Source organism: Stenotrophomonas sp., assembly GCF_050737075.1.
Classification (GTDB): domain Bacteria; phylum Pseudomonadota; class Gammaproteobacteria; order Xanthomonadales; family Xanthomonadaceae; genus Stenotrophomonas.
The window spans coordinates 45,664-71,126 of the sequence record NZ_JBOHXV010000011.1 but is presented as its reverse complement, the minus strand read 5'-3'; the positions used below and the strand labels follow the sequence as shown (position 1 = coordinate 71,126).

Annotated in this window: 20 protein-coding genes and 1 pseudogene; 7 read left to right on the top strand and 14 right to left on the bottom strand. The window is 64.4% G+C overall.

The annotated features are described in order from the left end of the window. Positions 1-82: 82 nt before the first annotated feature. On the bottom strand, positions 83-730 hold the full coding sequence (locus ACREPD_RS04340; RefSeq protein ID WP_431598157.1) for an AlbA family DNA-binding domain-containing protein: 648 nt from the start codon (positions 728-730) through the stop codon (positions 83-85). A gap of 186 nt (positions 731-916) precedes the next feature. After that, positions 917-1,237: a hypothetical protein gene (locus ACREPD_RS04335; RefSeq protein WP_431598156.1), complete on the bottom strand. Its 321-nt coding sequence runs from the start codon at positions 1,235-1,237 to the stop codon at positions 917-919. Positions 1,238-1,717: 480 nt separating this feature from the next. On the opposite strand from ACREPD_RS04335, the gene ACREPD_RS04330 reads away from it, so the two are divergent. Together ACREPD_RS04330 and ACREPD_RS04325 are read left to right on the top strand one after the other, a co-directional pair. Beyond that, positions 1,718-2,542: an AraC family transcriptional regulator gene (locus ACREPD_RS04330; RefSeq protein ID WP_431598155.1), complete on the top strand. Its 825-nt coding sequence runs from the start codon at positions 1,718-1,720 to the stop codon at positions 2,540-2,542. A gap of 26 nt (positions 2,543-2,568) precedes the next feature. Continuing rightward, positions 2,569-3,642 (top strand): alpha/beta hydrolase family protein, encoded by a 1,074-nt coding sequence (locus tag ACREPD_RS04325; RefSeq protein WP_431598163.1) that lies wholly within the window; start codon positions 2,569-2,571, stop codon positions 3,640-3,642. 192 nt (positions 3,643-3,834) lie between these two features. Here the strand turns inward: ACREPD_RS04325 and ACREPD_RS04320 are convergent, their stop codons facing one another. Together ACREPD_RS04320 and ACREPD_RS04315 are read right to left on the bottom strand one after the other, a co-directional pair. Then, positions 3,835-4,980: a S41 family peptidase gene (locus tag ACREPD_RS04320; RefSeq protein ID WP_431598154.1), complete on the bottom strand. Its 1,146-nt coding sequence runs from the start codon at positions 4,978-4,980 to the stop codon at positions 3,835-3,837. After that, the gene (locus tag ACREPD_RS04315; RefSeq protein ID WP_431598153.1) at positions 4,958-5,449 is read right to left on the bottom strand and encodes a MarR family transcriptional regulator; all 492 of its coding nucleotides are present in this window, start codon (positions 5,447-5,449) and stop codon (positions 4,958-4,960) included. Before ACREPD_RS04315 ends, ACREPD_RS04320 begins: the two co-directional genes overlap by 23 nt. 989 nt (positions 5,450-6,438) lie before the next feature. Here ACREPD_RS04315 and ACREPD_RS04310 point away from each other — a divergent pair. Further along, positions 6,439-6,795, top strand: a complete 357-nt coding sequence (locus tag ACREPD_RS04310) for an OB-fold protein (protein WP_431598162.1) — start codon at positions 6,439-6,441, stop codon at positions 6,793-6,795. A gap of 118 nt (positions 6,796-6,913) precedes the next feature. On the opposite strand, the gene ACREPD_RS04305 is transcribed toward ACREPD_RS04310, so the two are convergent. Then, positions 6,914-7,741: a hypothetical protein gene (locus ACREPD_RS04305; RefSeq protein WP_431598152.1), complete on the bottom strand. Its 828-nt coding sequence runs from the start codon at positions 7,739-7,741 to the stop codon at positions 6,914-6,916. 230 nt (positions 7,742-7,971) lie between these two features. Between ACREPD_RS04305 and ACREPD_RS04300 the strand changes: the two genes are divergently transcribed. After that, positions 7,972-8,643, top strand: coding sequence for a class I SAM-dependent methyltransferase (locus ACREPD_RS04300; RefSeq protein WP_431598151.1), 672 nt, complete (start codon positions 7,972-7,974; stop codon positions 8,641-8,643). On the opposite strand, the gene ltaE is transcribed toward ACREPD_RS04300, so the two are convergent. The 6 genes from ltaE to ACREPD_RS04270 all read right to left on the bottom strand — a co-directional run bounded on the left by ltaE (position 8,644) and on the right by ACREPD_RS04270 (position 18,631). Beyond that, complete coding sequence (gene ltaE / locus ACREPD_RS04295) at positions 8,644-9,672, bottom strand: low-specificity L-threonine aldolase (protein ID WP_431598150.1); 1,029 nt, start codon at positions 9,670-9,672, stop codon at positions 8,644-8,646. A 36-nt stretch (positions 9,673-9,708) separates the two neighbouring features. Next, positions 9,709-11,094, bottom strand: a complete 1,386-nt coding sequence (locus tag ACREPD_RS04290) for an NAD-dependent succinate-semialdehyde dehydrogenase (RefSeq protein WP_431598149.1) — start codon at positions 11,092-11,094, stop codon at positions 9,709-9,711. A gap of 476 nt (positions 11,095-11,570) precedes the next feature. Further along, positions 11,571-11,945 carry a hypothetical protein gene (locus ACREPD_RS04285; RefSeq protein WP_431598148.1) on the bottom strand — a complete coding sequence of 125 codons (375 nt, stop codon included), beginning with the start codon at positions 11,943-11,945 and terminating at the stop codon, positions 11,571-11,573. 59 nt (positions 11,946-12,004) lie between these two features. Further along, a complete protein-coding gene (locus ACREPD_RS04280; protein ID WP_431598147.1) occupies positions 12,005-12,352 on the bottom strand; it encodes a hypothetical protein in 348 nt (115 codons plus the stop codon). Between the two features lie 164 nt (positions 12,353-12,516). Next, on the bottom strand, positions 12,517-16,338 hold the full coding sequence (locus ACREPD_RS04275) for a M48 family metalloprotease (RefSeq protein WP_431598146.1): 3,822 nt from the start codon (positions 16,336-16,338) through the stop codon (positions 12,517-12,519). A 355-nt stretch (positions 16,339-16,693) separates the two neighbouring features. Next, positions 16,694-18,631 (bottom strand): hypothetical protein, encoded by a 1,938-nt coding sequence (locus ACREPD_RS04270; RefSeq protein ID WP_431598145.1) that lies wholly within the window; start codon positions 18,629-18,631, stop codon positions 16,694-16,696. 161 nt (positions 18,632-18,792) lie between these two features. Between ACREPD_RS04270 and ACREPD_RS04265 the strand changes: the two genes are divergently transcribed. The 3 genes from ACREPD_RS04265 to ACREPD_RS04255 all read left to right on the top strand — a co-directional run bounded on the left by ACREPD_RS04265 (position 18,793) and on the right by ACREPD_RS04255 (position 22,172). Beyond that, on the top strand, positions 18,793-19,320 hold the full coding sequence (locus ACREPD_RS04265; protein ID WP_431598144.1) for a DUF6622 family protein: 528 nt from the start codon (positions 18,793-18,795) through the stop codon (positions 19,318-19,320). 1,110 nt (positions 19,321-20,430) lie between these two features. Continuing rightward, positions 20,431-21,186: a hypothetical protein gene (locus tag ACREPD_RS04260; protein WP_431598143.1), complete on the top strand. Its 756-nt coding sequence runs from the start codon at positions 20,431-20,433 to the stop codon at positions 21,184-21,186. Further along, positions 21,183-22,172, top strand: coding sequence for a hypothetical protein (locus ACREPD_RS04255; protein WP_431598142.1), 990 nt, complete (start codon positions 21,183-21,185; stop codon positions 22,170-22,172). The genes ACREPD_RS04260 and ACREPD_RS04255 overlap by 4 nt, the downstream gene beginning before the upstream one ends. On the opposite strand, the gene ACREPD_RS04250 is transcribed toward ACREPD_RS04255, so the two are convergent. The 3 genes and pseudogenes from ACREPD_RS04250 to ACREPD_RS04240 form a co-directional block, all read right to left on the bottom strand. Next, the gene (locus tag ACREPD_RS04250) at positions 22,169-23,005 is read right to left on the bottom strand and encodes an aldose epimerase (protein ID WP_431598141.1); all 837 of its coding nucleotides are present in this window, start codon (positions 23,003-23,005) and stop codon (positions 22,169-22,171) included. The two genes, ACREPD_RS04255 and ACREPD_RS04250, sit on opposite strands and share 4 nt — an antisense overlap. Then, positions 22,995-23,984 carry a glycoside hydrolase family 43 protein gene (locus ACREPD_RS04245; RefSeq protein WP_431598161.1) on the bottom strand — a complete coding sequence of 330 codons (990 nt, stop codon included), beginning with the start codon at positions 23,982-23,984 and terminating at the stop codon, positions 22,995-22,997. Before ACREPD_RS04245 ends, ACREPD_RS04250 begins: the two co-directional genes overlap by 11 nt. Next, a pseudogene (locus ACREPD_RS04240) lies at positions 23,985-25,457 on the bottom strand (MFS transporter); the annotation flags it as partial. Between the last annotated feature and the right edge of the window lie 6 nt (positions 25,458-25,463).

Below are 25,463 nucleotides of genomic sequence, written 5' to 3'. Positions count from 1 at the left end.
GCCTCGATCTTGAACTCATCGGTGTACCGCTTCGTACTCATAACCACCTCCGCCTAAGCCATAGTTTATGGCCGCGAGGTGTCTACGGAACCCTGGGCGATTCACTCCAACTATCATTTGCTTCCCGTTGTTCATCCAAGTGACGCAGTTGGGCGAGATGGCCATCGAGATCCAGTAGAGGCCGGCTGGAGTGTCCCGACTCGATGCGCCGATTGAGTACTGCCTGAAGCTGCACATGACCTGCCTCGGTGGAGGTCGTTCCATCGCGAACGTAAGTCACAGTGGTTCGCACGCCCTCCCCGTCCCTTAAGGACAGAAATGGCATCAGCTTAGGATTGTCCTCCACCAACAAGACTTGAAATGACTTGCCAATTAGAATTTCGTACTCGGCAGCGCTAAAGGTAAAGTCGAGAACTTGGTACTCCAGGGGCTTGGGCAGATAGCTGCTCAGCGGAGGCATCAATTGCGCCTTATCCTTGATGCTCGACAAGCCACTTGGAATTAGACTGCCGTCGGCTTGTTGCGATACACCCACGACTAGTGCGCCACCACCTGAATTTGCCAAGGCCAAAATATGGCGTGCGAGCTTCGGAAGCGCCGGCCAATCTGCTTTGAAGTCTAGGTAGTCGGTTTCACCAATGTTGTGACGAAGAAGGTCACGCAGCGCCTCCCGGGTCGGCGCAGTAAAGAACCTGGCGAAGGTTTCGTGCTGTCCCTTGAGGATCGTCATCTAAAGAAGCTCGCAGTGCTATCCCATGCCAAGTCTAGGGTATGACGAGCCAATGTCCCAGTATGCCCCCGTCACAGAGCGTCGGTGGCTTTAAGACTATGGACCCGGCGTCTCAGCAGCTGCGGCTGAGACGCAGGATATACACGCAATGAGGCCGCGTTGCGGCTGCCCTGGTCTTTGCCTGACCTAGCCAACCGGCCCCAGCTTCCAACTGCCCCCGGTCTTCTCAAATCGCACAATCGCCTTGGACAAGGCCTCCGGCGACGGGTCTGCCGCCAGGACAAACAGCTCACGCCCGACGCCCAGGTACATCCGCGTCCCCGGCTCAATGCCCAGCCCACGCATCCACAGCCCCCTCGCCTTCAGGCACGGAATGGTTGGGCAGCCGGGATAAGTTTCGAGGCCTTCGTGATGAAGCGCATTGATCATTACGCTCTTCGGCGCGCGCCAGAAGCCCCTGAGACGGGCGCGTTGCGCGGGGGTCATGTTCGTCCAGTTGTCGTGCATGATGATTCTCCTCTGTGTTCTCCCTCGCCGGGATGGCGAGGGAGTCGGGAGGTTCAGAACCGTGAAATGGACAAAACGGTGCGACGTGTTTCCGCGAGGGTGTTGTATTCCGTCACCCTCCCGACACAAGACGTGCAGCTGGCAATGTACATTTCGGGTTCTGACACCCAAGGCACACCATGCGACAGACGCGAGAGTACTGGAACTTGGCGTGGTCCGGTCACGGTTCACGGCATCAATGGGGTTGCGAGACGGCATTTCGCGAGCAAATCATTTCGTGAGAATCCGTGTGCCGGCACGCATTTACCAAGGCAGCAGGTCGCACTTCCAGCCCATCCGGTCGCCAGCAAAAACGTTCGCCGAACCACCTGCAACACTGTCGCTCCCAACCCATACCGCGCACCAACAGCAAGATCCCGCAAACGCCCTCCCCCACCCTGCGGTACGCTCCCACCCAGTCACTGGCACGGAGAAGGCGTCATGGGTGCGGCACGCAAGGCGGTGTGGTACATCGAAAGCCACTTCGCCGAGAATCCGTCGCTGGCCCAGATCGCCGAGGCGGTCCAGCTCTCGCCGTTCCACCTCTCGTGCCTGTTCCAGGTCAGCACCGGCACCTCGATGGCGCGCTACCTTCGTGCGCGTCGCCTGACCGAGGCCGCACGCACCTTGGCCGGCGGCAATGTGCCCATTCTGGATGTCGCCCTGGCTGCTGGTTATGCCTCACATGCAGCCTTCACCCATGCCTTTACCGAGCAGTTCAAGCAGTCGCCAGAACACGTGCGGCGAGAAGGTCTGGGGGCACTGGCGCTGGTGGAGGCCGTCAAGCTCGACGCCCCACCCCTGCCCTGCGCAGTGGCGCCCGTACGCCGCCGGCTGGGCCCACTGCGTGTGGCGGGCATCCGTGCCCGCCATACCGCTGCCACGGTGGCGTCCATTCCCTCGCAGTGGCAGCAGTTGGCGCTGACCCGGGAGCTGGGCAAGGACATCGCGTTCGGGGTCTGTTGCAATCGCGATGGCGAGGGGGCGTTTGACTACATCGCCGGCATGGAGATTGGCGCCACCGCCGCCGTGCCGTCGGCCTGGCATACGGTTTCCATCCCTGCCGGGGACTATCTGGTGGCGTGGCATGCGGGCCACATTTCTACGATCCGATCCACGTGGTTCTGGCTGTTGAACGACTACCTGCCCCACTCCGGGCTGACCCTCGCCGACGCCCCCGACTTTGAACGCTATGACGCCCGTTTCGACGACCGCACCGGACACGGTGGCGTGGAGATCTGGCTGCCGCTGTCCACCCTGAGTTGAGCCAAGGAGATTCATCCGTGCGAGTAATGCCACACGCTTTCGTTCTGCTGTCGTGCCTGTTCGCGTCGCTGGCAGGGGCGGCTCAGCCCTCCCCCGCCGTTGGCGAAACCCATGGCGTGGCGCACACAGCCAGCGCAGCGGTGCGTGATGCCGGGCGCAGCGACCGCGTGCGCTATACGGCGTGGTACCCGGCGCAGCCCCGTGCGAAAGAGCAGCCGCTCGCGATAGGGCCGCCGGGTGCGCCGCTCTTCGAGGAGGGGTCGTCTGCGGTGGAGGCGCCGGTTGCGCCCGGCCGCTGGCCGCTGCTGCTCATGTCGCATGGCAACGGCGGCAGTGCCCGCATGATGGGCTGGTTCGGTACTGCCCTGGCACGCGCGGGGTATGTGGTGGTGGCGGTGGACCATCCCGGCAACAACGGCGTAGACCCGATGACGGACGCGGGCAGCATCCTGATGTGGAACCGGGCCGATGACATTGCCGCCGCGCTGGCGTCGGTGCAGGCCGACCCCGTGCTGTCTCCGCATGTGGATGCGGGCCGGCTGGGCCTGGTGGGCTATTCGGCCGGGGGCTTCACGGCGCTGGTGGCTGCCGGTGCGCGCCCGGACATGTCCAGGTTGATCGCCTTCTGCCAGTCCTCCCCGAAGGATGGCGTCTGCATGCCCCAGGCCGAGAATCCCGAGCTGACCCTTGAGCGGCGCATGGCGGCGGCCGCTACACCAGAACTGGCACCTTGGGTGGCCAAGGCAACTGAGGATCGCCGCATTCCCAACGTTCGCGCGGTGTTCCTGATGGCGCCGGCGATTGTTCAGGCGTTCGAACCGGGTGAGCTGGGGCGCCTGGAGGTGCCGCTGTCGGTGGTTGTGGGTGAGGCCGATAAGGTTGCTTCGCCCGCCACCAACAGCAAGGTCATTGCCGAAGCGAATGGCAAGGCGCGCCTGCAGGTGTTGCCCTTGGTGGGCCACTACGACTTCCTGGCCGATTGCACGGCGCTGGGCCGTGAGCGGGTTGGCTCGCTATGCCAGGTGGCGGCTGACAAGTCAGCTACGCATCAGGCAGCGATCCAGCAGGCCCGGGTGCTGTTTGATTCCGCCCTTCGTTAGGTACACGAAATGCCAGAGCGCCTAGCGGCGTCCCTCGACACGAGCCGCCTGCTCCACGGCTTCGGCCGCTTCGCTTCGAGGCAAGACGGACGAGTGGGCTGCGGAATTCGCGGCGGGTTTGAGGTCGTCCGCTCAGCCGGGCAGAGCCCGGCTCTACGCGGTTACGGGTGTTTCTGCTCACCGTTGCAATAATTAGGGCACGCCCGGCATCTGGGGGCGGACCATTGGCAACTGCGGAAGATATCGCGCCTCCATGGCATCTGCTTCGGTCTTCGAGAGGCCTTCGCGCTGCAGGGTCGTGGACAATGCGCGCTCGGGCGCCACGTCGATATCGGGCGCGATGCCCTCGCCTTCCCAGTCCTTCTTATCTTTCAGGTTGAAGGTCCGGCCATCGGGCAGGAACATCATCAGTCCGCCGCCCAACGGCCTCATGCCGCCGAGATGGTTGGCACCGGCAGTCGTTGCGCCTACGAGCGTCCCCCGCCCGGACCACTTCAGTGACGCTGCGAACATTTCGCCGGCTGAGCCTGTGGCATTGGAGGTCAATACGTAGACATGCGCCTTCGCCAGCGTGCTGCCCAACGCGGGTTCGACCCAGTACTCCTTGATGTTGCCGCTGTTGTCGCGCGATGGACGCAGGCCGGGGCCAGCGAGCGCCGGGCTGTCAGCCTGTCGGCTTTCCACCCCTGCCAGCGCCTGCGCCTGGCTGAAGAGCTCGGGGAAGATCACATCCATCTGCGCGGGGCCGCCGCCGCGGTTGGTACGCAGGTCGAAGATGATGGTCTTGGCTTGTGCATGTTCGTCCAGAAACTCGCGGGTCTGACGCGTGACGTCTTCGTCGTAGGGGAACGCGTTGAAGCGGATGTAGGCGATGCTCGGCGTGATCCAGCCGGCCTGCTCGATAGCAGGTCCCCGATGCCGCATCGGAATGCCTGTTGGTGGTGGCGCACCGCCGGGGGGCGGACCGGCACTCGTCGGTCCGCCGATCATGACCGGCCCCCTCATGCCGCCCCCCGGCGGTTCGCCCACGCTCACCCTTAAATGTCGATCCTGTTTGAGCCCCTGCAAGTCGGCGGTGATCTGGTCAGCGAGCGCCTGCCCGGCCAGCGCGTCGTAAGCCCCTGCGGAGACCTGATGGCGGAGGCGTTCGGCATAGGCACGGCCCGAGGCTGGGTCGAGATAACCGTCTTCCAGCAGATCAGCGGCCCGGGTCGCTATTTGACGATGGGTGGTGCCTGAGGCGCCGGTGCTCGACGCGTTATGCGATTGTGCGAGCGCATGAGGCGCGAACGCGCACAGCACGGCCAAGGCAAGGTTACGTAGTCGGCGAATCATCATCCACATCTCCGGCATTGAAGTGGTGGCGGGCCCGTTCGGCGAACGACCGCTCGTCCAGCGCATCCAGCGCTGCGCGCACGGTGGTGGCCAATCGGTGTTGCAGAGAGGCGTCCAGGTCCGCGGCGGCGGCATTGGTTGCCTGCCAGTGACGTCGGATCCGGGGGAGCATGGCGGTGAGCTTGCGGGTAGGCGCGACGATGCGCTCGCGGCCGTCCTTGCCCGCCACCTGCCTTACCAGGCCCAACCGCCCCATCTGGGCCACGGTCTGGCTGAAGGCCGAATGGCGCATTCCCTGATGTCGGGCCAGCACAGCGATGGAGGCCGGGCCAAGCGCATCGAGTGCGCGGACCACCGGCGTGAACCGTGGGCGGTAGTCCAGCCCGTCGTCGATGTAACGCTGCTCGACATCGGCATCGAGCCGGTCGATGAGATTACGAAGCAGCGTGCCGAGGCGGTTGACGGGTCGCATGGTACATATATAACAGCACTGTTATACCTCCGCAAGCCGCGGCTGGCCGCAGGGCACGAGCCTCATCTCAACCTGGTGGGAGAGCGGACACGGCGGATTGAAATGCCCTTCATCGGAATGCCAGAACGCCTAGCGTCGTCCGTCGGCACGCGCCGCCTGCTCAATGGCTTCGGCCGCCTGCTGCTCTGAGACTCTGGCCATCTACAGCGCCTCATCAACCTGCGGCAAGCCGGGCTTCCGATCGATGAACAGCCCAAGCGCCGATTCGCGTGTGCGGTACGTTACGTCCATGCCCGTGATCGTAGTGCCGCCCAGAGACACGTCGCAGTGGTGGACGTGCACCGGTCCGCGCTCAGTCCTCAATACGACAGAGAGGAGCGTGCAGGTAGGTCGGCGCGAGCGTCCGGATGACTTATGTTTGGAGCTATACACCACGGTTCCGCTACGGGTGTGCTGGGTACCTGCGGCAGCGGCCAGGGTCATGCCTGCCCCATAGACCGTGAACAACCATCCGGCCACCAATGCCAACGGGAATACCACCCAGAGCGGGGAATACGGCGAACGCGCTTTTCGACGCCTGCCTTGAAGTGGCGAGTAGGCCTCTTTGGGTACGGGCTGCGCCCTTATGGCCCAGAAAGCCAATGCCACCGCGATGACGCAGGCGGAGTACATCAATCCCGTGCTGGGTTGAAAGTCCGAGTACGAGAATCCGATCAGGCCCAGAAACCCTACGATCAGAAGCACCCACTCAACCCGTGTCCTGCGCATCCTTGCGATCCCTGTTAACCGCGTGCGCGGCGCGAGAAATGCTACCTCAACCGGCAGGCCTGCGTCTGCTGCCTGGGCTGCCCGGTGGAGCCGGTGCCTCCTCCTGCCCGCATTCCCTGCCCTGCCGGTGCGGTAATCAGAATTTAAGTCGCGTCTGAGTTACCTGCGTTTGGCGCCAATGCATACTCGCGGCCACTTTTTCGGAGATCCTCCCCGTGTCTATGAAGACTACCTTTGCGATGCTGCTCGCCCTGGCCGTGCCCGCGATGGCGGCAGCGAGTGAACCTGTTGACGCCGCTCAACTGGCGAATGCATTTTTCGCCAGCAAGGCCGCTGTTGCAGGCGCGTATGAAGGCAAGTCCATCGCTATCAGCGGAACGGTCCAGAAGCATGACGAAAACGGGAACGGCGAGCCCCTGCTTCTGGTGGGCAGCGATCCTACGGATACTTACGTGACGCTGCGGTTCGTCAAGAGCGACGAGGCCAAAGCCAGCGCACTCAAGGTCGGTGCGCAGATCAGTGTCACGTGCACCGGGGATTTCAAGGCCCTTCCTTCCGGTAAGGACTGCCATCTCTAAGGAGCGTGACTGCGCCCTCATCCTGAGAATCGTTCAGCCAAGTGCCGGCACGGAAGGTCGTGCGAGGGCGCCGCACAGGTCTTCGTTTTGGTTCATGCGTTACCGGGTGTTGGTGGGCTCAGGGCAGTCGTCCGGTGACCGACCCTACCGCTGTCGTTGCTCTCCCCTGCTGTGCCAGGGGGGAATCTGTGCCATCAACGGTTGCGTCCGGATATGGCAGGGAGATCCTGGCTCCTCTCATCGTGATTCGGGACAACAAGGGATAGCCCCAGCCATGACGGAGGTTCATCCAGATGCCTTGTGCCGGGGGAACAGGCTGTGTCCAGCCCTCTTCGATCGAAGCCCCCTTGGTGGCGAAGTACTTCTTGATGCGCTTGGTCAGGCTGGAACGGATCCGATCATTGGGCGTTGCCAGTACCAGGTTGTCGCCAGGCTTTAGACGTTCATAGACCATGTCCAGAATAGCTGGTGTGTATTGAGCAAAGCTTATGTCGGAGGTTGCGAAGTCGTAGAACTCTGCCTTTCTGACATGGAAGCTGAACTCCCCCTGCCATTCTCTTCGAAGTATGTAGACGTAGCGATGCTTGCGGGAGCGAGTGACGTCAGGTGTATGCCTCGCGGTGATGAGAGCTCTATCAAATTCGCGGAGAACAACAAGAGAAATGGACGCGGTGAACGTCAGGGCGAGCACCGGGAACACCTGGTGTAGAAGGATGGAGCTGGCGTAGAAATAGCCTGTCATTTGGCATGCGTAGAGTGCCACTGCGCATGCGATCAATGCCACAGTTAGCGCAAAGCTAAGCTCCATCATCCATAGCGACGGCAGCGGCCTGAGCCGGAGACGGTGGACGTTCTTGCGATGGAGGAAGTCGAGTCCCATGCATGAAAGCGTCACAGCAAGTACAAGACAGACGTACTGCAATGTTGAATCGAATGGATCGGGCATGCTCGACAATTCTCAACTATTGCCCCGATTCCGTGAATCGTTTGGCGATGGTCGATGGTAGTCGCTGGGCTGGGCGTGGAAAATCAGGGTTCTCCTTACATCGAGTGCCTGTTGGGTTCGGGCGTTGAGGCATGGGGTACTGCGGTGCTGCATCCAAGGTCAGCATTGCGCGCCCATCGTATGTAACAATTGCGGTTACATATAAAAGCGCCCGCACGGGCTGAGCAGCCATGACGACGTTCAAGGACCCCTCCGCAGTCAGCAGCTATCAGCAAACCGCCCAAGCCAAGGTGCCTGGCATGGCGGCGCTCCATCGCATGACCCACATCCTGCTGGCGGAATCCGTTCCGCCAACGGGCGAGGTGCTGGTGCTGGGTGCCGGGGGCGGGCTGGAGCTCAACGCCTTTGCCCAGGCACAGCCGAATTGGCGATTTGTCGGCGTGGACCCTTCCCTTCCGATGTTGGAGCTTGCACGGGAGACCCTGGGCGCGAACGCCTCGCGTGCTGTGCTGGTGGAGGGGCTGATCGAGGATGCGCCGGAGCGCGAGTTCGACGGCGCTACCTGCCTGCTCACCCTGCACTTCCTCGACCCCGATGCGCGGCTGAAGACCCTGCGGGAGTTGTTCCAGCGGCTGCGGCCTGGCGGTGTGCTCGTGGTCGCCCACCACAGCTATGCGCCTGAAGCCCGCATGCGCTGGTTGCGGCGCTCGGCGGCGTTTGCGTCGGTAGACGGTGTTGTGGACGAGCAGGCCGAAGCGTCGATTGCGGTCATGGCAGAGAAGCTTCCGGCCATCTCCGCCGCCGACGAGGTTGCGTTGCTGCAGGCGGCCGGCTTCACGGACGTGGAGCTGTTCTACGCCGCCCTCAGTTTCCGGGGCTGGGTTGCGCGCCGGCCGACCTGATCACCCAGCCACCACGCTCCGGATCACCGAGACGGTCCTGTCGATGGCGTCCCGGTCGATCTGCCAATGGGTCACGAGGCGCATCTTGCCGCCGTACGCACCGTTGGCACGGATGCCGGCCGCTTCCAGGGCGTCCATCAGCTGAGGCATGTCTGCCCCTTCAGGCAGCGCGAACCACACCATGTTGATGTGGACGTCGTCCATGTCCACGTCAATGCCTGGCACGTTGGCCAATTGCTGCGCCAGGTACCTTGCATTGTCATGGTCCACATCCAGCCGTTGCGTCATTTCGGTGAGGGCAAGAATGCCGGGCGCAGCAATCACACCGGCCTGCCGCCACCCTCCTCCCAGCAGCTTGCGGTTGTAACGGGCGCGCTTGATGAAGGCCGCCGGCCCCGCGAGGATCGAGCCTACCGGCGCGGCCAGGCCCTTGGAGAGGCAGCACATCACCGTGTCCACATGCTGGGTAAGCGCCTTTACGTCGCATCCCAGGTAGGTGGCGGCATTGAACACGCGTGCGCCGTCCAAGTGGATGGGAACGCGGTGTTCGCGGGCGATGGCGGCGGTGGCTTCCATGGTTGCCAGCGGGATCACGCGGCCGTTGCCGTGTGCGTTCTCCAGGCAGATCAGCCCGGTGCGGGGGATGTGGATGTCCTCCCCCACCCGGATGCGGGCCGCGATCTCGCTGGGCTCCAACAGGCCCTTGTTGCTGGCGATGGTGCGCAGCTGGACGCCACTGATCACCGCCGCAGCACCATTTTCATGCCAGACCAGATGCGAGTCGTCGCCCGCGATTACTTCGTCGCCACGGCGGCAATGGGTGAACACAGCGAGCTGATTGCCGAATACCCCCGTCGGAACGAACAGGGCGTCATCCTTTCCCAGCATGTCGGCGGCGAGGCGCTCAAGCTGGATGACGGTGGGGTCGTCCTGGTAGACGTCATCCCCCACTTCCGCGGTGGCCATGGCTTGGCGCATCGCGGGGGTGGGTTGGGTGACGGTGTCGCTGCGCAGATCGATCCACTGCATTTCGTAACTCGCTGAAGGGGGTGGCAAGCCCGCGAGTCAGGGGGACGCGGGGATCTTGATGGACTTTATGTTAACGAATTCCTTGAGGCCTTCGGGGCCGTGCTCGCGGCCGTAGCCGGAGGCCTTCACCCCGCCAAAGGGCAGCGACGGGGAGGCAACGTCGAAGGTGTTGATGAAGATCATGCCGGTATCGAAGTACTTGGTGGCCAGCTCGCGGGCGCGCTTCACGTCGCGACTGAAGATGCCGCCGCCCAGGCCATAGCGGCTGTCATTGGCAATGCGCAGGGCATCTTCATCGTCCTTGGCGCGGATGATGGCCGCTGCGGGGCCGAACAGCTCATCCTCATAGGCCACCTGCCCCGGTGCCACGTCGGCCAGCACGGTGGCCGGGTAGAACCAGCCGGTGCGGTCTGGCACTTCACCGCCCACCAGCAGGCGGGCGCCTTGCGAGACACTCTTTGTGACCTGTTCGTGGAGTTTGTCACGCTGGGCTTCGGAGACCAGCGGGCCCAGCTGGGTATCGGCGGCGTTCGGGTCGCCCATCTTGATCGCCTCGAACTTGCTGGCGTAGGCGCTGACGAAGGCATCGTAATTTTTCTGCGTCACGATGAAGCGCTTGGCGTTGACGCAGGTCTGCCCATTGTTGAACAGACGTCCTTTGACGCAGGTCTCGACAGCCAGATCCAGGTCGGCATCGTCAAGGACGAGGTAGGCGTCGTTGGAGCCCAGCTCCAGCACCGTCTTCTTGAGTGCTGCGCCCGCCTTGGCTGCCACGGTGCGCCCTGCGGCCTCGCTGCCGGTCAAGGTCACGGCCCGGACCAGATCGTTCTCCACGATGTCGTTGGATTGGTCATGGCTGATCAACAGCACGCCGAACAGGCCCTTGGGCAGGCCGGCACTTTCGTAGATGTCACGGAGCAGCAAGCCGCTGCCGGTGCAGCTCTCTGCATGCTTGAGCAGGACGCCGTTGCCTGCCATCAGGCTGGCGATGGAATAGCGGATGGCCTGGTAGGCCGGGAAGTTCCAGGGCTGGATGCCGTAGACGACGCCGATGGGCGAATGGGTGACGATGCCGGTGGCGCCTTCTACCTCGCGCTCTTCGTCCGCCAACGCTACAGGGCCTTGCTTGGCGGTGTAGTCACAGATGGCGGCGCACAGTTCTACTTCGGCGCGGCTGTCTTCGATGAGCTTGCCGACCTCGCGGGTCATGAGCTGGGCGAATTCTTCTTTGCGATCGCGGAGTGCTTTTGCGATGGCGGAGACTACCTTTGCCCGCTCGTCCAAGGAGCGCAGGCGCCATTGGAGGTAGGCGCTGTGGCTGGATTGGACTACGGCTGCGGCTTCTTCGTCTGACATGTACGAATAGGTGGCGAGCACTTCTTCGGTCAGCGGATTGATCGTGGTGAGCTGCTTCTTGGTCATGGAGAGGCTGCACTTCATGGGGGAAGAATGGGACGGATGAGAGTTGCACCGTCACGGTTCCCATGTAGTGAAGTCTTGAGTGGCGTGCATCACGTGGGATTCACTGCGTTGGCCACTCGCCCACATGTCGCCTCGCTGCGGGGAACAACGCCCCTGGTAGGGTCGGTTCCCAAACGACTGCCCTGAAACCGCCAACGCCCGGTAACGCATGACCCTTAAACAGAGCCTTCCTGGCCTGTCTGGAGCATTGGGTGTAGGTTTCTTCCAGATCGGGGTTGGGCGCGCAGCTCTTCGTTTGAGGTCATGCGCTACCGAGTGTTGATCGTCTGAGGGCAGTCGTCTGGGGACCGACCCTACCGTTGGTTGCCGTTCATTGCCGTTCATTGCCGTTCATTGCCGTTGACTCGCCGTGCCGGCTACTTTGGATCGGGTCCGGCCGGTCTTTAGCGAACAGCAAGCATTGGGTAGTGCGTTGGCTATAGCAGCTTGATGGATTCCACGTAGATCACATCTTCAGAACAGCCGAACCCTTCGATCTTTCTATCCTTGATGTCGAACCACATCATTTCGTCGATTCGGGGGCGGAACTGAAGTGAGCCGGTGATGACAACCCGTTTCGTATCCCAGCGCCTGGTGTTCTTCAATACGTTGGCAGGTAGTGCGAGGTCATAGCATTTGCCATCATCCAATGTGACGTAGCCCAGGCCATGCCCGCCGGAATGGATTTCAACCACGCCCCTGACCTCCATCAGCGCTTCCGCTGGGCTATCGGCTTGCTTTGCAGCGGCGCTCTGACAACCTGCGGCTGCACTGGCTATCAATGGCGCCATCAACAATTTTCGGATGAGCATGTAACCCCCCTTTTCGGCTGCAGCACCGTCGTTACGTTTTCAGCGGTCAACTTGCTTGATCATTCTCTGTTCCACCAACGGCTGAGGCCCGCACAGGCAAGGTAGAACAGCCAGGCGACCGGAAGCGGCACGACCAGCATCAACAGTGCATCCACCCAGTCCGGGCCGAACGCCAACATGCGCTTCGCCGGGTCGTGCAGCAGGCTTTCGAGCAGCATTGCCGTGGCGAACAAGGAAAACATGTTGCACATGAGGAACAGCATGGTGCGGTAGAAGACACGCCAGCCTCTGCTGGGATCGTCGATGCAGGCCTCAGGCAACGTGCCTCTGCTGTTTTGCACGCACACGATGCATCCGAGCAGGCCAGCTCCGATCTGGATGATTGCTACTACTCCCAAGGGCGACATTGCTTGCAGAGTCCTTGAAGGTGGGCGGGTTCATGCAGCGCTTCGTTTTGGGTCATGCGTTACCGAGCGTTGATCGTCTGAGGGCAGTCGTCTGGGGACCGACCCTACCGTTGTCTGCGTGACGCTTTGGCACGGCGGGATTCGCTCCCGCCGTGACCAGTACGTCAGATGAAGTGCGGGCGTTCGCTGTCAAACAGCAGCCGCTTGGCTCCCTCGCGCCAGACCTCCGGGCACGATTTGCCGCGCAGCACTGCCGCAACGGAATAGGCGTAGCCGCGATTGCCCGGGCTGACCTTGCCCAGCACTGCCTCTGCCTGCTGCACGCTCGCGTTCGCCCGCACGGCATCAACGAACGCCACCATGCGTGCCGCTTCCTCGGGATCCGTAGCCAGCACGGCCTTGCGCCAGGCGGACTCGTCGCCGCCGTGCCGCAGCGCCAGCGCCCAGGTGGCCCACACCGAATCCGCATCGACCCCCTGCTCTGCCGTCATGGCCATCGCCTTTTCGACGTACTCGCTCGGCGCGCCGTCGGACGCGGCAACCATGCGAATCATACGCGGCAGCAGATCGGCATCAGGCTGTGCCAGCTTCAGCGCTAGCTCGTACTCGCCTTGGCCGAGCTTCAGATAGGCTTCGTAGGGCGAACCCACGGCTTCCTCGCTGTCGATGGCCAGCATGTTGGTCAGAATTGAAGACTGGCCCGCCAGCGACTTGAGCTCCGCATTGTTGGCACCCAGCATGCGCTTGACGCGTGCCAGCTCCAGCGCCGCGAACTCCGACGTCGCCGGCGACGTCGCCGCTCGCGACCAGGCTTCGTTGGCGGCAGTCCAATCGCTCCGCGCGGCCAGCACGTAGCCGGCGGCATGGGCAAACCAGGGCTCCTGCGGCCAGCGACGCTGTCCGGCCAGGAATGCCTCGTCCTGTTCCGGGCCGTCGGCCATGCAGCGCACGGCCAGATAGGCCAGCGACGACGATTCGGGCTTGCTCGCCGCCATCTGCGTCTGGCGTTCGCACGCCGCGCCAGCGCTCTGGCCGATATGCAGGTCCTGCTCCATGCGCAGCGCAGCAACGTCTTCGGGATAGCGCTTCAGCCGCTCCGCGATGACGCTTGGCAGGATGTCCGGGGCCCGCCCCGCCATGGCGAGCCACGTGGTCAGGTTGCGCGAGCCCGGTGCATCCCAGCGCGCATGGGCCAGGATCATGGCCCTCACCTGCTCGTCGTCGCCCACCAGCTCGATCTGCCGCCGCGGCGCCCGATCGCCCATTGCCGTCACTACCGAGCGCAAACCGCCATTCTGGTGGCTCTTGGTCTGGATGGTGCTTGGCGGTTCCTGCAGAACGAAGTCGGCGTCGGTGGCCGACCAGCGCTGGGTACCCAGCATGCGGTCCGGGTCGCCCTTTGCGCCGCCATATTCCGCCCACCACTGGATCAAGGGCGCTGCACTGGCCACGTTGTAGGTGAAGTGCGAACGGCCGGTCATGCGCTCACTGTCGAAAGACTCGATCAGCTCCCCGTCCGCGGTATGGGTGACCACCTTGTGAGCGATGCCGGGCTCCACGTCGATGCTGGCGCTCTGCAGCGGCTCCAGGTTGACGGTGTTGCCGTCGATGGTGACCCGCACCGGAATGGCCAAGCCGTTGTAGAGCGAGACCGTAGCGGTACCGGTCAGCATGCCGAACACCAGCACGCCCACGACGATCGCCGCCGCGGCGGTTGCGCGGGCGGCGCCGGCAGCCCAGCCATCGGCGGTCTGGAACCTGTCCCACCAGCCCAGCTTGGTCTGCAGCTTGCGCTCCTGGCCGGGCAGCAGCAGCGGGTAACCCTTGGGGACCTGCGACGGGGCCGGCGCAGCGGGCGCCAGCTCGGTCGAATCCAGGCGCTCCACCACGGCGTCTTCGTTGGCCAGCATTGCCTCCAGCGTTGCGGCGCGCAGCTGAGACAGCGCGCCGCAGGTGTGGTTGACCCAGTCACCTGCATTGCGGACCCAGTTGTCCATGTTGCCCTGTACGGGCGCGCTCAGGCCCAGCTTGCCCAGCGATTCCGCCAACGGCTTGCCGCCGTGGGCGCTCACGGTCTCATCGATCACGCAGCTGCCGGCGGTGTCGTAGATGAAGACAAGGGCCTGCTGCACGCGGCTGGCGGCCACGATGAGTCGGTGCAGCTCGTTTTCGGAAACGCGCTTGTCAGCGGTCACTACCTGCAGCACGTTGACGAAGAGCCCGTACCCGTCACGCAGGTCGGCCTCGGTGTGCTCACAGAAGTGAAGCACGGCCACCTGCGCTTCGAGCAGCGCCTCCCACCCTGCCCCGCTGCGGCGCGCGGCCAGCCGGTGCAGGGTGCGGCATTCCTGGTCGTGCTGGGTCACTGCCTGACGGAGTGGCGCGATCTCCGCATCCAGCGTGGTGATGACCGGGCCGAGGCGCGAGGTGTCCAGCACCTGGTCACGCCAATGCACGCGGTTGCCCGATGCGCGCAGGTGCCCCGCGCGGGCGGCCTCCAGCGTGGCGCGCTCATCCTCCAGCAGCTGCAGCTGCTGCAGTGCCTTGCCATGTGCCGGCGCGTACAGGGTAGCGATGCGTTCGCGCAGCTGGTCATTGTTCAGCGGCTCGAGCGGGCCGAGGAACAGCTCGGCCGGCGTGGCCACGCCACGCACGAAGGACCGCCGCAGGTAGGTGCCCTGGTAGCGCTGCTGCAGGGCGCGGATATCGAACTCGGCATCGAGCCGGCGCAGCGATTCGTCGCCGTCGGCGAACGCCGGCGGGGTTTCGCGCAGCATCTCGCGGGTGAGCTGGTGCTTGAGCGCGTCGGCGTCGCGGAACAGCAGCATGGCCGGGCGTTCGTCGATGACCGCTTCCACGTAGCGCCGCTTCAGGTTGTTCTCGCGGTCGACGTTGGCCGGGTGCGTGGACCACATCTCCGGCGCACGCACCATGGCCTGGCGGAACACACGGTGCTGCTCGCGCTCACGCTCGGGCAGCTGCGGCGGTTCGGCATACAGGGGGTCGGGAGACACCCGGCGCAGGTTGGCCAGCATGCGCGTCTGCACGGCGAACAGGTCGGCCACGGCATGGCCAGCGGCGAATTCGCGCGAGGCGAAGCTGAGCGTCCTGCCCCAGGCATCGTCGGCGGCGCCCAAACGGTGCAAGGCATGCACCAGGGCATCGCTGCCGGCCAGCGAGGCGGCCACCAGGTCGGCCTGGTACTCCATTTCGCGCGACAGGGCGCGCTCGGACAGCGCGACCACGCTGAAGGCGGTATCCACCAGCGAGCGGATCGCCCAGACGATCAGCGACAAGGACCAGCCAATCCAGGCGATGCGGAAGTCCAGCCGCGCAACGGTGGCCAGAATGGTGTCGAGCGCGTCGCGCCGGGCCACCAGCTGGCTGGCGATCTGATGGGCAACGTACACCCACCGCCCCACCGCCATGGTGCGCTGGGCGAAGTGGCCGAATTCGTGGGCCAGCACGGCCTTGAATTCGCCCAGGTTCAGCGCATTCACCAGCGGCAGGCCGATGTCCAGGTTCTTGCGCGAGGGCAGCAGCAGGTTGACCAGTGAGAGATCGTAGAAGACGCCGGCGTTGACCCGCGGCGACAGGTACACGCGCTTCGGGCGGGGCGCGCCGGCCTCGTCGGCCAGGCGGTGCAGGAACGCGAACAGCTCGGGCTGGTCGGCCGGCTTGAGTTCCATGTCCTTGGAGGTCTGGCCACGCTTCAGGAACACCAGTCCCTTGGCCATGAACGCGACCAGGAACACGGAGAACCCGCCAACGAGGAGATTGGCAAATGTGTTGCCGCCTTCCCCGGCCAGCATCGTGCGGAACACTCGGTAGGCGGTCCAGCCAAACCAGCCCATCAGGGCGAAGTAGGCAAAGGCGAACGTAAGCAGGCCGGCCACGGCCAGCCATGCATGGCGGCGATAGGCGGAGCTGGGTGCGGTGAGTTGCGCAGGCACGGCCGAAGGCCCCGCCGGATAGAGCGAATCCATTATGTACATCCCCCTGTTGTCCTGCTCCGTGCTGACCCCCCGGGCATGGCACGGAGTTTACCCGGCGTCATGCCCGGTCCCGGGGCGATTGTGCACGTTGTTGAGGCGCCGCGCATCTGCCCGCGGAGCGGGGATGGGTAATGGAACATTCCCCGGTAGGGTTGCATCCCAATCAACCGCCAGGGTGGTGATTGCCCCTTTGGGGCATGACCTCGAACGCAGACAGCGCGTTTTAGTTTGAGATCATGCGTAACCGCGCCGATCACCGTTATCGGCGGTCGTTTGGGAACCGACCCTACCGCGCCAGACGCTTGTGCGAGGGCGAGGCCATCCCATCGCCCCGCCGCGTTGCCGATCAGTCGTGGGTGGTCGCGGCCATTGCGGCTCTGATGTCGTCCGGGATTATGCAATCGGCGCCTCGGCGTCGTGCGGGCCCAGTGAGCGGTTCAATCACGCCGCCTTCGGCCTCGCTTGTTCCGGGTTTGCAGTGCATTGCCAGGAACAGGGTTCGGCCGTTGCGGTCTACCCATTGCTGGCCGAAGTACTCCCCGTCCGCCCGCTCGAAGGTGGGGCCGATCAGCTCCGTCAGCGTCCCTTGATTGGGCAGGTTGCGCAGCATGGGGCTGTCGTTCATGGAGGCGTTGAGCCAGCTGGCGATGACCGAGCCATCCATGCGACGCAAGGTTGTCATCCTGCCCGGTGCGTCGTTGTCGAGGTAGCGCGACGTCCACAGGCGATCCTCGCCCCAAGGGGTGATTGCGGTGTAGCGAGGCGGCAGCCGCTCGACCCCATCCGCATCCATGAAGCCGTAGTACCCATCGCGCAGGAACACGACGCCGCCTGGCAGCAGCGCCTCCGCATACCTGATGGGCTCGCCCACGAAGCGTTGGCGTTCTACGTCATACAGGCGAACTCCCTCTGCGTCGCTGCGCACAAGGAGCAATGCGCCATCAGCGCTGACCTGTTCGATCCAGGTGCCCTTTGGAAGAAGGTGTTGGCCCAGCCCGGCGTCGAGCCACAGCCGTGGCTGTGATTCGTCGGCCAGCGTGCCGAAGAAGCCCGTTGCCTCCGCCGACAGGCGGCTCAGTGGCGGTGTTTGAACCAGCAGCTTTCCTCTGCAGTCCACCAAGGTCTCCTGCCCGTCCTCCGCTATCGCCTGCCTTATCTCGGGACGGCCATCGACCTCTTTCCAGGCGTAGGCCGCGAATGGCCCCAGTACGTGGCTGTCTGCATCGACCAGCTTGTCACCCGCTTCGCCCATGGTGGTGCGCCAGACACCTGGGCAGACCTCCTCGCCTTTGGTTGCCCCCGCGATCGCCAGGAAGCGCCCATCCGGGTACATGAGGCCGTGCACGGCGTCGGCTTCGCTTGCGAAGATGCCCTCGGCATCTTCACGGATGACACGATATTCCGTCGCCCAGCGCGGCCAGCTTCCCAGGTCTTCAGACGCGAGGGTGCGCGATCGCGGCGATGAGTAGCCCACCAGGTAAATCAGCGTGCGATCACCGGTCAGTTGCCCGCGCGCATCCAGTCTGCGCCACGCCCTGCCCTGCAGCCCAAGCCAGCCGCCGTTGTCGAGCGGCAGCAGATTGTCGATGCGCTCGGTCCACAGCGTGTTGCCTGCCTCATCACGCAGCGCGCAGGGTGTGCCCGGTTCGAGATCGCAGACCAGATACTGCGCGCGGTCCGGGAACGGGCCGGCTGCCCGGAGTTCACCCTTGGCGAGCTGCATGCGCAGCTGCCCACGCGCATCGAAGATGCGTTCGCCAGCTTCGCGCGAACGCCAGCTGTAGCGCTGGGGATGCGGCGTGGTGGCCCACTCGCCGCTCCCGGGCTGCCAGTCCACGAAGCTGCTTCCATCGGCCCGCATCAGGCCGGTCCCCGCCTCGGACCATGTGGTGAACAGCGGGATTGGGTCCGGGTCTTCCGGGTGCCGCTCGAACGGCGCGTCGGATCGGAGCTCGACATACGGGCCCCGCAGGGATACCCGTCCCGTGTCATCGAACCACACGCTGCGGCTTGTCTCGAAATCCACGGCAAGCCAGCGATTGGGCGCGATCTGCTGGGGTCGCCCCGGCCACTCCTGTATCAGGCGGCCTTGGTCGTTGGCCACCAGGGCGGTGTCGAACCCGCTGGCCTGCAGGACGAATGTCTGGGGTGCCTCCGCCCACGCCGGCGCGATGCCGAGCGCGAGCGCCAGGAGCACCGGCCGGGTCGTGCGATGCAGGCGTTTCGCGCGGCCGACACCCAGGGGGTCGAAGTGCTGCATGGCGTCCGTGTCGTGCTTCGTCATCCGTCGGTCTTGAGCGTACTGAAAGGAGCCTATGGTAGCCGCCAACCTGTACTCCCTGATGGCTGACAGCTGTCACTTGTTCCGTTCCGCCGCAACGCGAGAATTACCCCATTCCCGCACGGCCCTGCACGGCCGGCACCCACCCAAGCCAAGGACGTTCCATGAACATGCTGCAGCTCTTCGTTTCGCATACTCCCCTCTGGGTCTGGGCGCTTCTGGCCTTCCTGATCACGCGCGGTGTGGCTGCCATGAAGCCGGGTGAAGTCTCGCTTGGGAGGCTGGCCATCGTGCCTGCCCTGTTCACCGTGTGGGGCCTGTATTCGATCAGTGCCCGCTACGGCGCCTCCTGGCAAGCGTGGGCGACCTGGCTGGTCGGGATCGCCGTGGGGGCGGGCATCGGCTGGATGCTGCTGCGCCGTTCGACGCTGACCGCGAACCGGGCAACCGGGAAGCTGTGGCGCGACGCGGACTACAGCTTGCTGCCGCTGTTGCTGGTGACGTTCGCGGTGAAGTACGGGTTTGAATCGGCGCTTGCGATGTCGCCTACGCTTGCGGGGGATGTTGGCTTCCGCGCGGCCTATCTGCTGCTGTCGGGTGGGTTCACCGGCATCTTCATCGGCAAGTACCTCCGCTACCTGGCCGCGTGGCGCCGTGCAACGCCGGACAATGACGTGCAGGTAACGGGCTGAGCTGGATGGCCGGATCCGGGACGGGTGTATCTGCCGGGCTGATGCCTGCCGGCCGGGGTGCTGTATGCCGACGGGACTGCTGTGTGCCGGCCGACGGTAGGGTTGCATCCCAATCAACCGCCGGGGTGGTGATTACCCTTTTGGGGCATGACCTTGAACGCAGGTGGCGCGCTGTCGATCTGTGACCATGCGTCACCGTGCCGATCGCCGTTATCGGCAGTCGTTTGGGAACCGACCCTGCCGTGCCTTCGGCGGTGCCAGCCGGCTTCCGGACATTGTCCGGGCACCGGTAGGGTTGCATCCCAATCAACCGCCGGGGTAGTGATTACCCCTTTGTGGCATGACCTTGAACGCAGGCGGCGCGCTGTCGATCTGGGATCATGCGCCACCGTGCCGATCACCGTTATCGGCAGTCGTTTGGGAATCGACCCTACCGTGCCTTCGGCGGTGCCTGCCAGCTTCCGGACATTGTCCGGGCACCGGTAGGGTTGCATCCCAATCAACCGCCGGGGTGGTGATTACCCCTTTGGGGCATGACCTTGAACGCAGGCGGCGCGCTTTCGATTTGGGGTCATGCGCCACCGTGCCGATCGCTGTTATCGGCAGTCGTTTGGGAACCGACCCTACCGTGCCTTCGGCGGTGCCAGCCGGCTTCCGGACATTGTCCGGGCACCGGTAGGGTTGCATCCCAATCAACCGCCGGGGTGGTGATTACCTCTTTAGGGCATGATCTCGAACGCAGGCGTCGAGCTTTCGATTTGGCGTCATGCGTCACCGTGCCGATCGCCGTTATCGGCAGTCGTTTGGGAACCGACCCTACCGTGCCTTCGGCGGTGCCAGCCGGCTTCCGGACACTGTCCGGGCACCGGTAGGGTTGCATCCCAATCAACCGCCGGGGTGGTGATTACCCCTTTGGGGCATGACCTTGAACGCAGGCGGCGCGCTGTCGATCTGTGATCATGCGTCACCGTGCCGATCGCCGTTATCGGCAGTCATTTGGGAACCGACCCTACCGGCGGGGTCCATTGCGACCGGGGCCGGGGCGCGGGTGTTTCCCGGGGCGTGAAGAGACCTTATAGTTCGGCTCTTCAACGGACACGGCGGACTGAAATGCCTTTCATCGGAATCGGACTCCATGTACTTGCCGCCATCTTCTTTGCCGTGCATGCCATCCGCTCTGGCCAAAGCTTGTACTGGCTCATCCTGCTTTTCTCGTTCCCGCTGCTCGGCAGCGTTGTCTACTTCCTGGCGATCTATTTTCCCGAGATCCGCCATTCGCGCGGCGCTCGCCAGACCCTGCGCGCGGCGAACCAGTTGATCAACCCCGGGCAGGAGCTGCGCAACGCCCGGGCTGAACTTGCGCATACCCCCACCCTGCAGAACCGGCTCCGGCTCGCGACGGTGCTGCTGGACGCCGGCCACGTGCAGGAAGCGCGCCCGCTCTTCGAGCAGGCGGCCAACTCGCCGCTGGGCGATGAGCCGCACATCCTGGCCGGGCTCGCCCGTGCGCGCCTTGAATCGGGAGACGCCCTGCTTGCGGTGGAAACCCTGGACGGCATGTTCGCGCGCCACCCGGACACTCGGCGCAAGTCGGAGCACACGCTGCTCTATGCGGAGGCGTTGGCGGCGGCCAATTCGCCCGAAACGCGCGCGGCATTCGAGCGCGCCATCGAGTGCGGCAACGAGGCAGCTGCGCGGTGCCGATACGGCGAATGGCTGCTTTCCCAGTCGGATCCCAACGACCAGCAGCAGGCTCGCCTGCTCTTTTCCGGGATCATTGAAGACTCGAAGCGCTGGTCGCGGTTTGCGCGGAGCCACAATGCGGCCTGGCTTGATCGGGCAAAGCGCGTGGCGAACGCGCGATGAAATCCCTCCTGCTGCTTCTACTCGCTACAACCCCTGCGTTCGCCGCCGAGCCGACGCCCGTGCCTGCACAGGATGTGGTGGCCGGCGGGAAGGCGCGCGTCCGCCTATACGCGATGCGCGACCATATGCTTACGGTGCTGACCAACGCACCGTGCGATGACGAGTTCGAGGGAAAGATCGTGGTGCGGCAGCCCGAGGAGGTTGGCACGTTCACCAGCCGCGCGCGGGCCGAGCAGCTCGGACTCGTGAACACCTCGCTCGGAATTCCGGAAACGAAGACCCTGCGTACGTACATGGGCCGGGATGGGCTGGCTTGGAAGCCGATGTATACCGAGATCGTGGTGGACGCAGGCAAGCCGATCATCGTCAGTGGCAACGTTCCGCATGACGAGATTCAGTGTGAGCCGAATCCGGCAGTTCGCTTCGTGCCCGTGGCTGGCCAGGACTACGAATTCCAGATGACGACCTCGTGGGGCTTCTGCAGCGTCGAAGGTAGCCGCGTCATTGCCCAGAACCGCACAGAGAAGGCGCCCGTGTTTCCGGCCCGGATGGGCTGCATGGCACCGGACATCAAGACCCGTGCGGACTGGCCGAGGCACGGGCAGGACTATGTCGCCTTCCTGTTCACCGAAGGGAAGTTGCAGTACCTGCGTCTGTCAGATCCGAAGGCCGAGCCGGTGACCGTCGACGATACGCCTGCCAATGCCCCGGATTTCGCCCAATTGCTCGACGATCTCTCAACCACCTCGGGGGCCGAGTTCTGCGCCGTCGTCCCGGTCGACGGCTACCGCTCGCCCCTGCATGAGCAGTACACGGCCATGCTGGCGCGGCGCGGTACCGAGCTGCCGAACGTCCATTCGGCAGACGTGACAGTGCGGCGGCACATGCTGCAGCTGTACGACATCCCCATGAGCATGAAGGCCGTGCGGCGCTACTGCATGCAGCTTCCAGTGGGCGGCTCCTCAGCCGCCGTGGCGGCCGATTAAGGCTGCCACTGCATGTCGAAGTGCAGCGCCAGCCGTTGGCCGGGCTCCAGCCGGTTCCGTGCCAGCGTAAAACCGTCGGGCGGTCCGGTCTGCGGTTCCACGCAGGTGGCGTGCGGGGCGCCGTCGTAGACCACCCAGTGATCGGTGTCGGCGCGCAGCTGCAGGCGCTGGCCGGCTGACAGGAGCGTCACCTCCGCAGAGTTGATGAAGCAGTCGTCCCATGGGCCGGGCGACGGGCTTGCGAGCGGAAGCGTGGCGATGCCCTCCCCGTCCCGGGGATACATGGCATTCGGAGCGAACAGCAACTCATCCGGCTTGCGGAACCAGGGATGCCAACCGAGCACGGCCGGCATGGCGCGCTCGCCGGCCTGCACCGCAAGATGCAGCTCCAACCGATCTGGGCCTACACGGACGGTCTGCGTCGCCACGCCGCCGAAGGGCCAGTAGGCGTCCTCGGGAAGCACCAACGACAGTGCGGCGGCATCCGTATCGATGCTGTCGATACGCCACGGCCGTGAGAACCCTACCCCGTGGATGGCGTGCGCACCGAAGTTCGTCGGCAGCGCGTACGCCTCGCCATCGAAGTTGAAGCACCCCTGCCGAATTCGCCCAGCCCACGGCACCATTGGGTAGCAACCCCACGCGATGGTGGCGGCCCCACCCTGCTGTTCGTCCGCCAGCCAATCCACGCCGTCGTAGCGGATCTGGGCAATACGTCCCCCAGCGGCTGGAGCGAGCGCGACCTCCAGTTTGCCCGCGCGCAGCCAGTACAGGCGGCCGGCTGGCAGCGGTGCCTGCGCATCATCGATGGGCAGCACGTGCTCAGTTGCCATACGGATCGATGGTCTGGATGCTGCCGTTGGCGTCGATGTGCAGCGGGGTGCACTTCACCGAGCGCAGGTGGGTAACCCCGCCCGACAACAAGGCGTCGTGATAGAACAGATACCACTGCCCCGCGAACGCGCAGATGGAGTGGTGCGTGGTCCAGCCCACCACCGGCTTGAGAATCACACCCGCATAGGTGAACGGGCCATACGGGTTGTCGCCGATGGCGTAGCACAGCAGGTGCGTGTTGCCGGTGGAGTACGACAGGTAATACCGGCCCTGATACTTGTGCAGCCACGGTCCCTCGAAGAACCGGCGCTCATGGTCGTCGGCGCGCAGCGGCTGCCCGTGCTCGTCCAGGATGACGACTTCGCGTGTGGGCTCGGCCAACCGGGTCATCCCCACGTCCAGCCGCCCGACGCGCGGCCCCAATGCAGGTTCAACCCCGGTGGGTTCCTCGTGCGCCGCGTCGTAGCGGTTGTCACGGTACTTCTGCAGCTGGCCGCCCCAGATGCCGCCGAAGTAGAGGTAATGCGCGCCGTCGTCGTCCTCGAGCACGGCCGGGTCGATCGAGTAGGTGCCATCCATCGGCTCGGCTTCGGCGGTGAACGGACCCTCGGGGCGATCGGCGACGGCGACGCCAATGCGGAATATGCCCTGCGCGTCCTTGGCCGGGAAATACAGGTAGTAGCGGCCGTCGCGGCTGGCCGCGTCCGGCGCCCACATCTGTTTGGCAGCCCACGGCACATCGCGCACATGCAGCGCCATGCCACAGTCGGCGGCCTCGCCGTCGGGGCGGTCCATGCGCAATACGTGATAGTCCTCCATGCCGAAGTGCCCGCCCTCATCGTCGAACGGCGCGCCGGCATCGATGTCGTGCGAGGGATAGATGTACAGCTTTCCTTCGAACACATGGGCCGAAGGATCGGCGGTGAAGATGTGGGTCACCAGCGGCGGGGAGATGGCGTGTGCGGCGAGATGGCCCATGTCATTGCCTTGGCGACGCTGCCGCAGCTCCTGCTCGATGCGGGTTTCCATGCGCTTGTCGATCTCGTAGAGGAACAGCATCGCAACGGCCACCAGAAACGGGATGGAACAGTACAGGCTCACCGTCAGCCGGATGCCGTTGACCACGCCCTCCGGCTGTTGGTCCGCGCCGGCCTGATAGCCGTAGTACGCCAGGATGCCGGCGACCAGCGCGCCGCCGACGCTGAGCCCGATCTTCAGGCCGCACAGCATGGCGGAGAAGATGATGGCGGTGGCACGGCGGTTGTTCTTCCATTCGGAGTAGTCGGCAACGTCGGCGATCATCGCCCACAGCAACGGGATGGTGATGCCGTAGAAGAAGCCGTGCAGCATGAAGGAAACAAACGCCACGGCCACGGCGGTGGGCGGGAAGAAGTAGAAGACCAGCAGGAACACGGTGGACACCAGCAGCGCACCGCCAAACACATCGCGCTTGCCGAAGCGGTCGGCCAGGCGACGGGACACGCCGATGCCGAGGATCATGCAGAGGATGCCGCACGCATTGAACAGGCTGAACGCCGACGTCGCCGGATCCTCCGGCCAGGTGAACCCCGACAGGCCCCATCCGCTCAGTACGGCATTCAATCCCCCGATGAAGTGGTTGAAGCCGGAGCGGTCGAGGAAGCCCGCCAAGGCGGCCTCGCTCATGTAGTACTGGAAGTAGTAGATGTAGGTGCCGCCCTTCAGGGCCAGGTTGATGAAGACCAGGATCGTCAGCGCCAGCATCACCTTCCACGGCCGGTTCCGCACCAGATCGGACAGGTCCTGCAGCACCCCGCCGGTCTGTTCCTTGGCCGGCACGATGCGCTCGCGCGTGGTGGCGAAGGTGATCAGGAAGAACACCGTACCCACGACCGCGAATACCGTCATCACCCGCTCGAAGCCCAGCACGCGGTCGCCGTCGCCCAGGATCAGCACCAGCGGCAACAGCAGGACCTGGATGATGAACTGCGCGATCATCACCGCCACGAAACGGTAGGCCGAGAGGCTGTTGCGCTGGGCCATGCTGCCGGTGAGTACGCCGCTGAGCGCGGAGTACGGCAGGTTGTTGGCCGCGTACACCAGCATGAGCAGGCCGTAGGTGCCCAGGGCGTAGACGATCTTGCCGCGGGCGCCCAGATCAGGTGTGCTGAAGGCAAGCAAGGACAGCACGCCGAACGGAATCGCCGTCCACAGGATCCACGGCCGGAACTTGCCCCAGCGCGTGGCGGTGCGGTCGGCGGCGATGCCGATCAGCGGGGTGAACACGAACGCCCCCAGCAGGCCGACCACGAAGATGATCGTCGCTGCCGTGGCCGGCGGTAGCCGGTACACATCGGTGTAGAAGAACGCCAGGTAGGTGATCAACGTCTGGAAGATCAGGTTCGCGGCCAGGTCGCCGAGGCTGTAGCCCAGTTTTTCGCGTACCGACAACGTGTGCTCGGTGCTTTCCATGCGGCG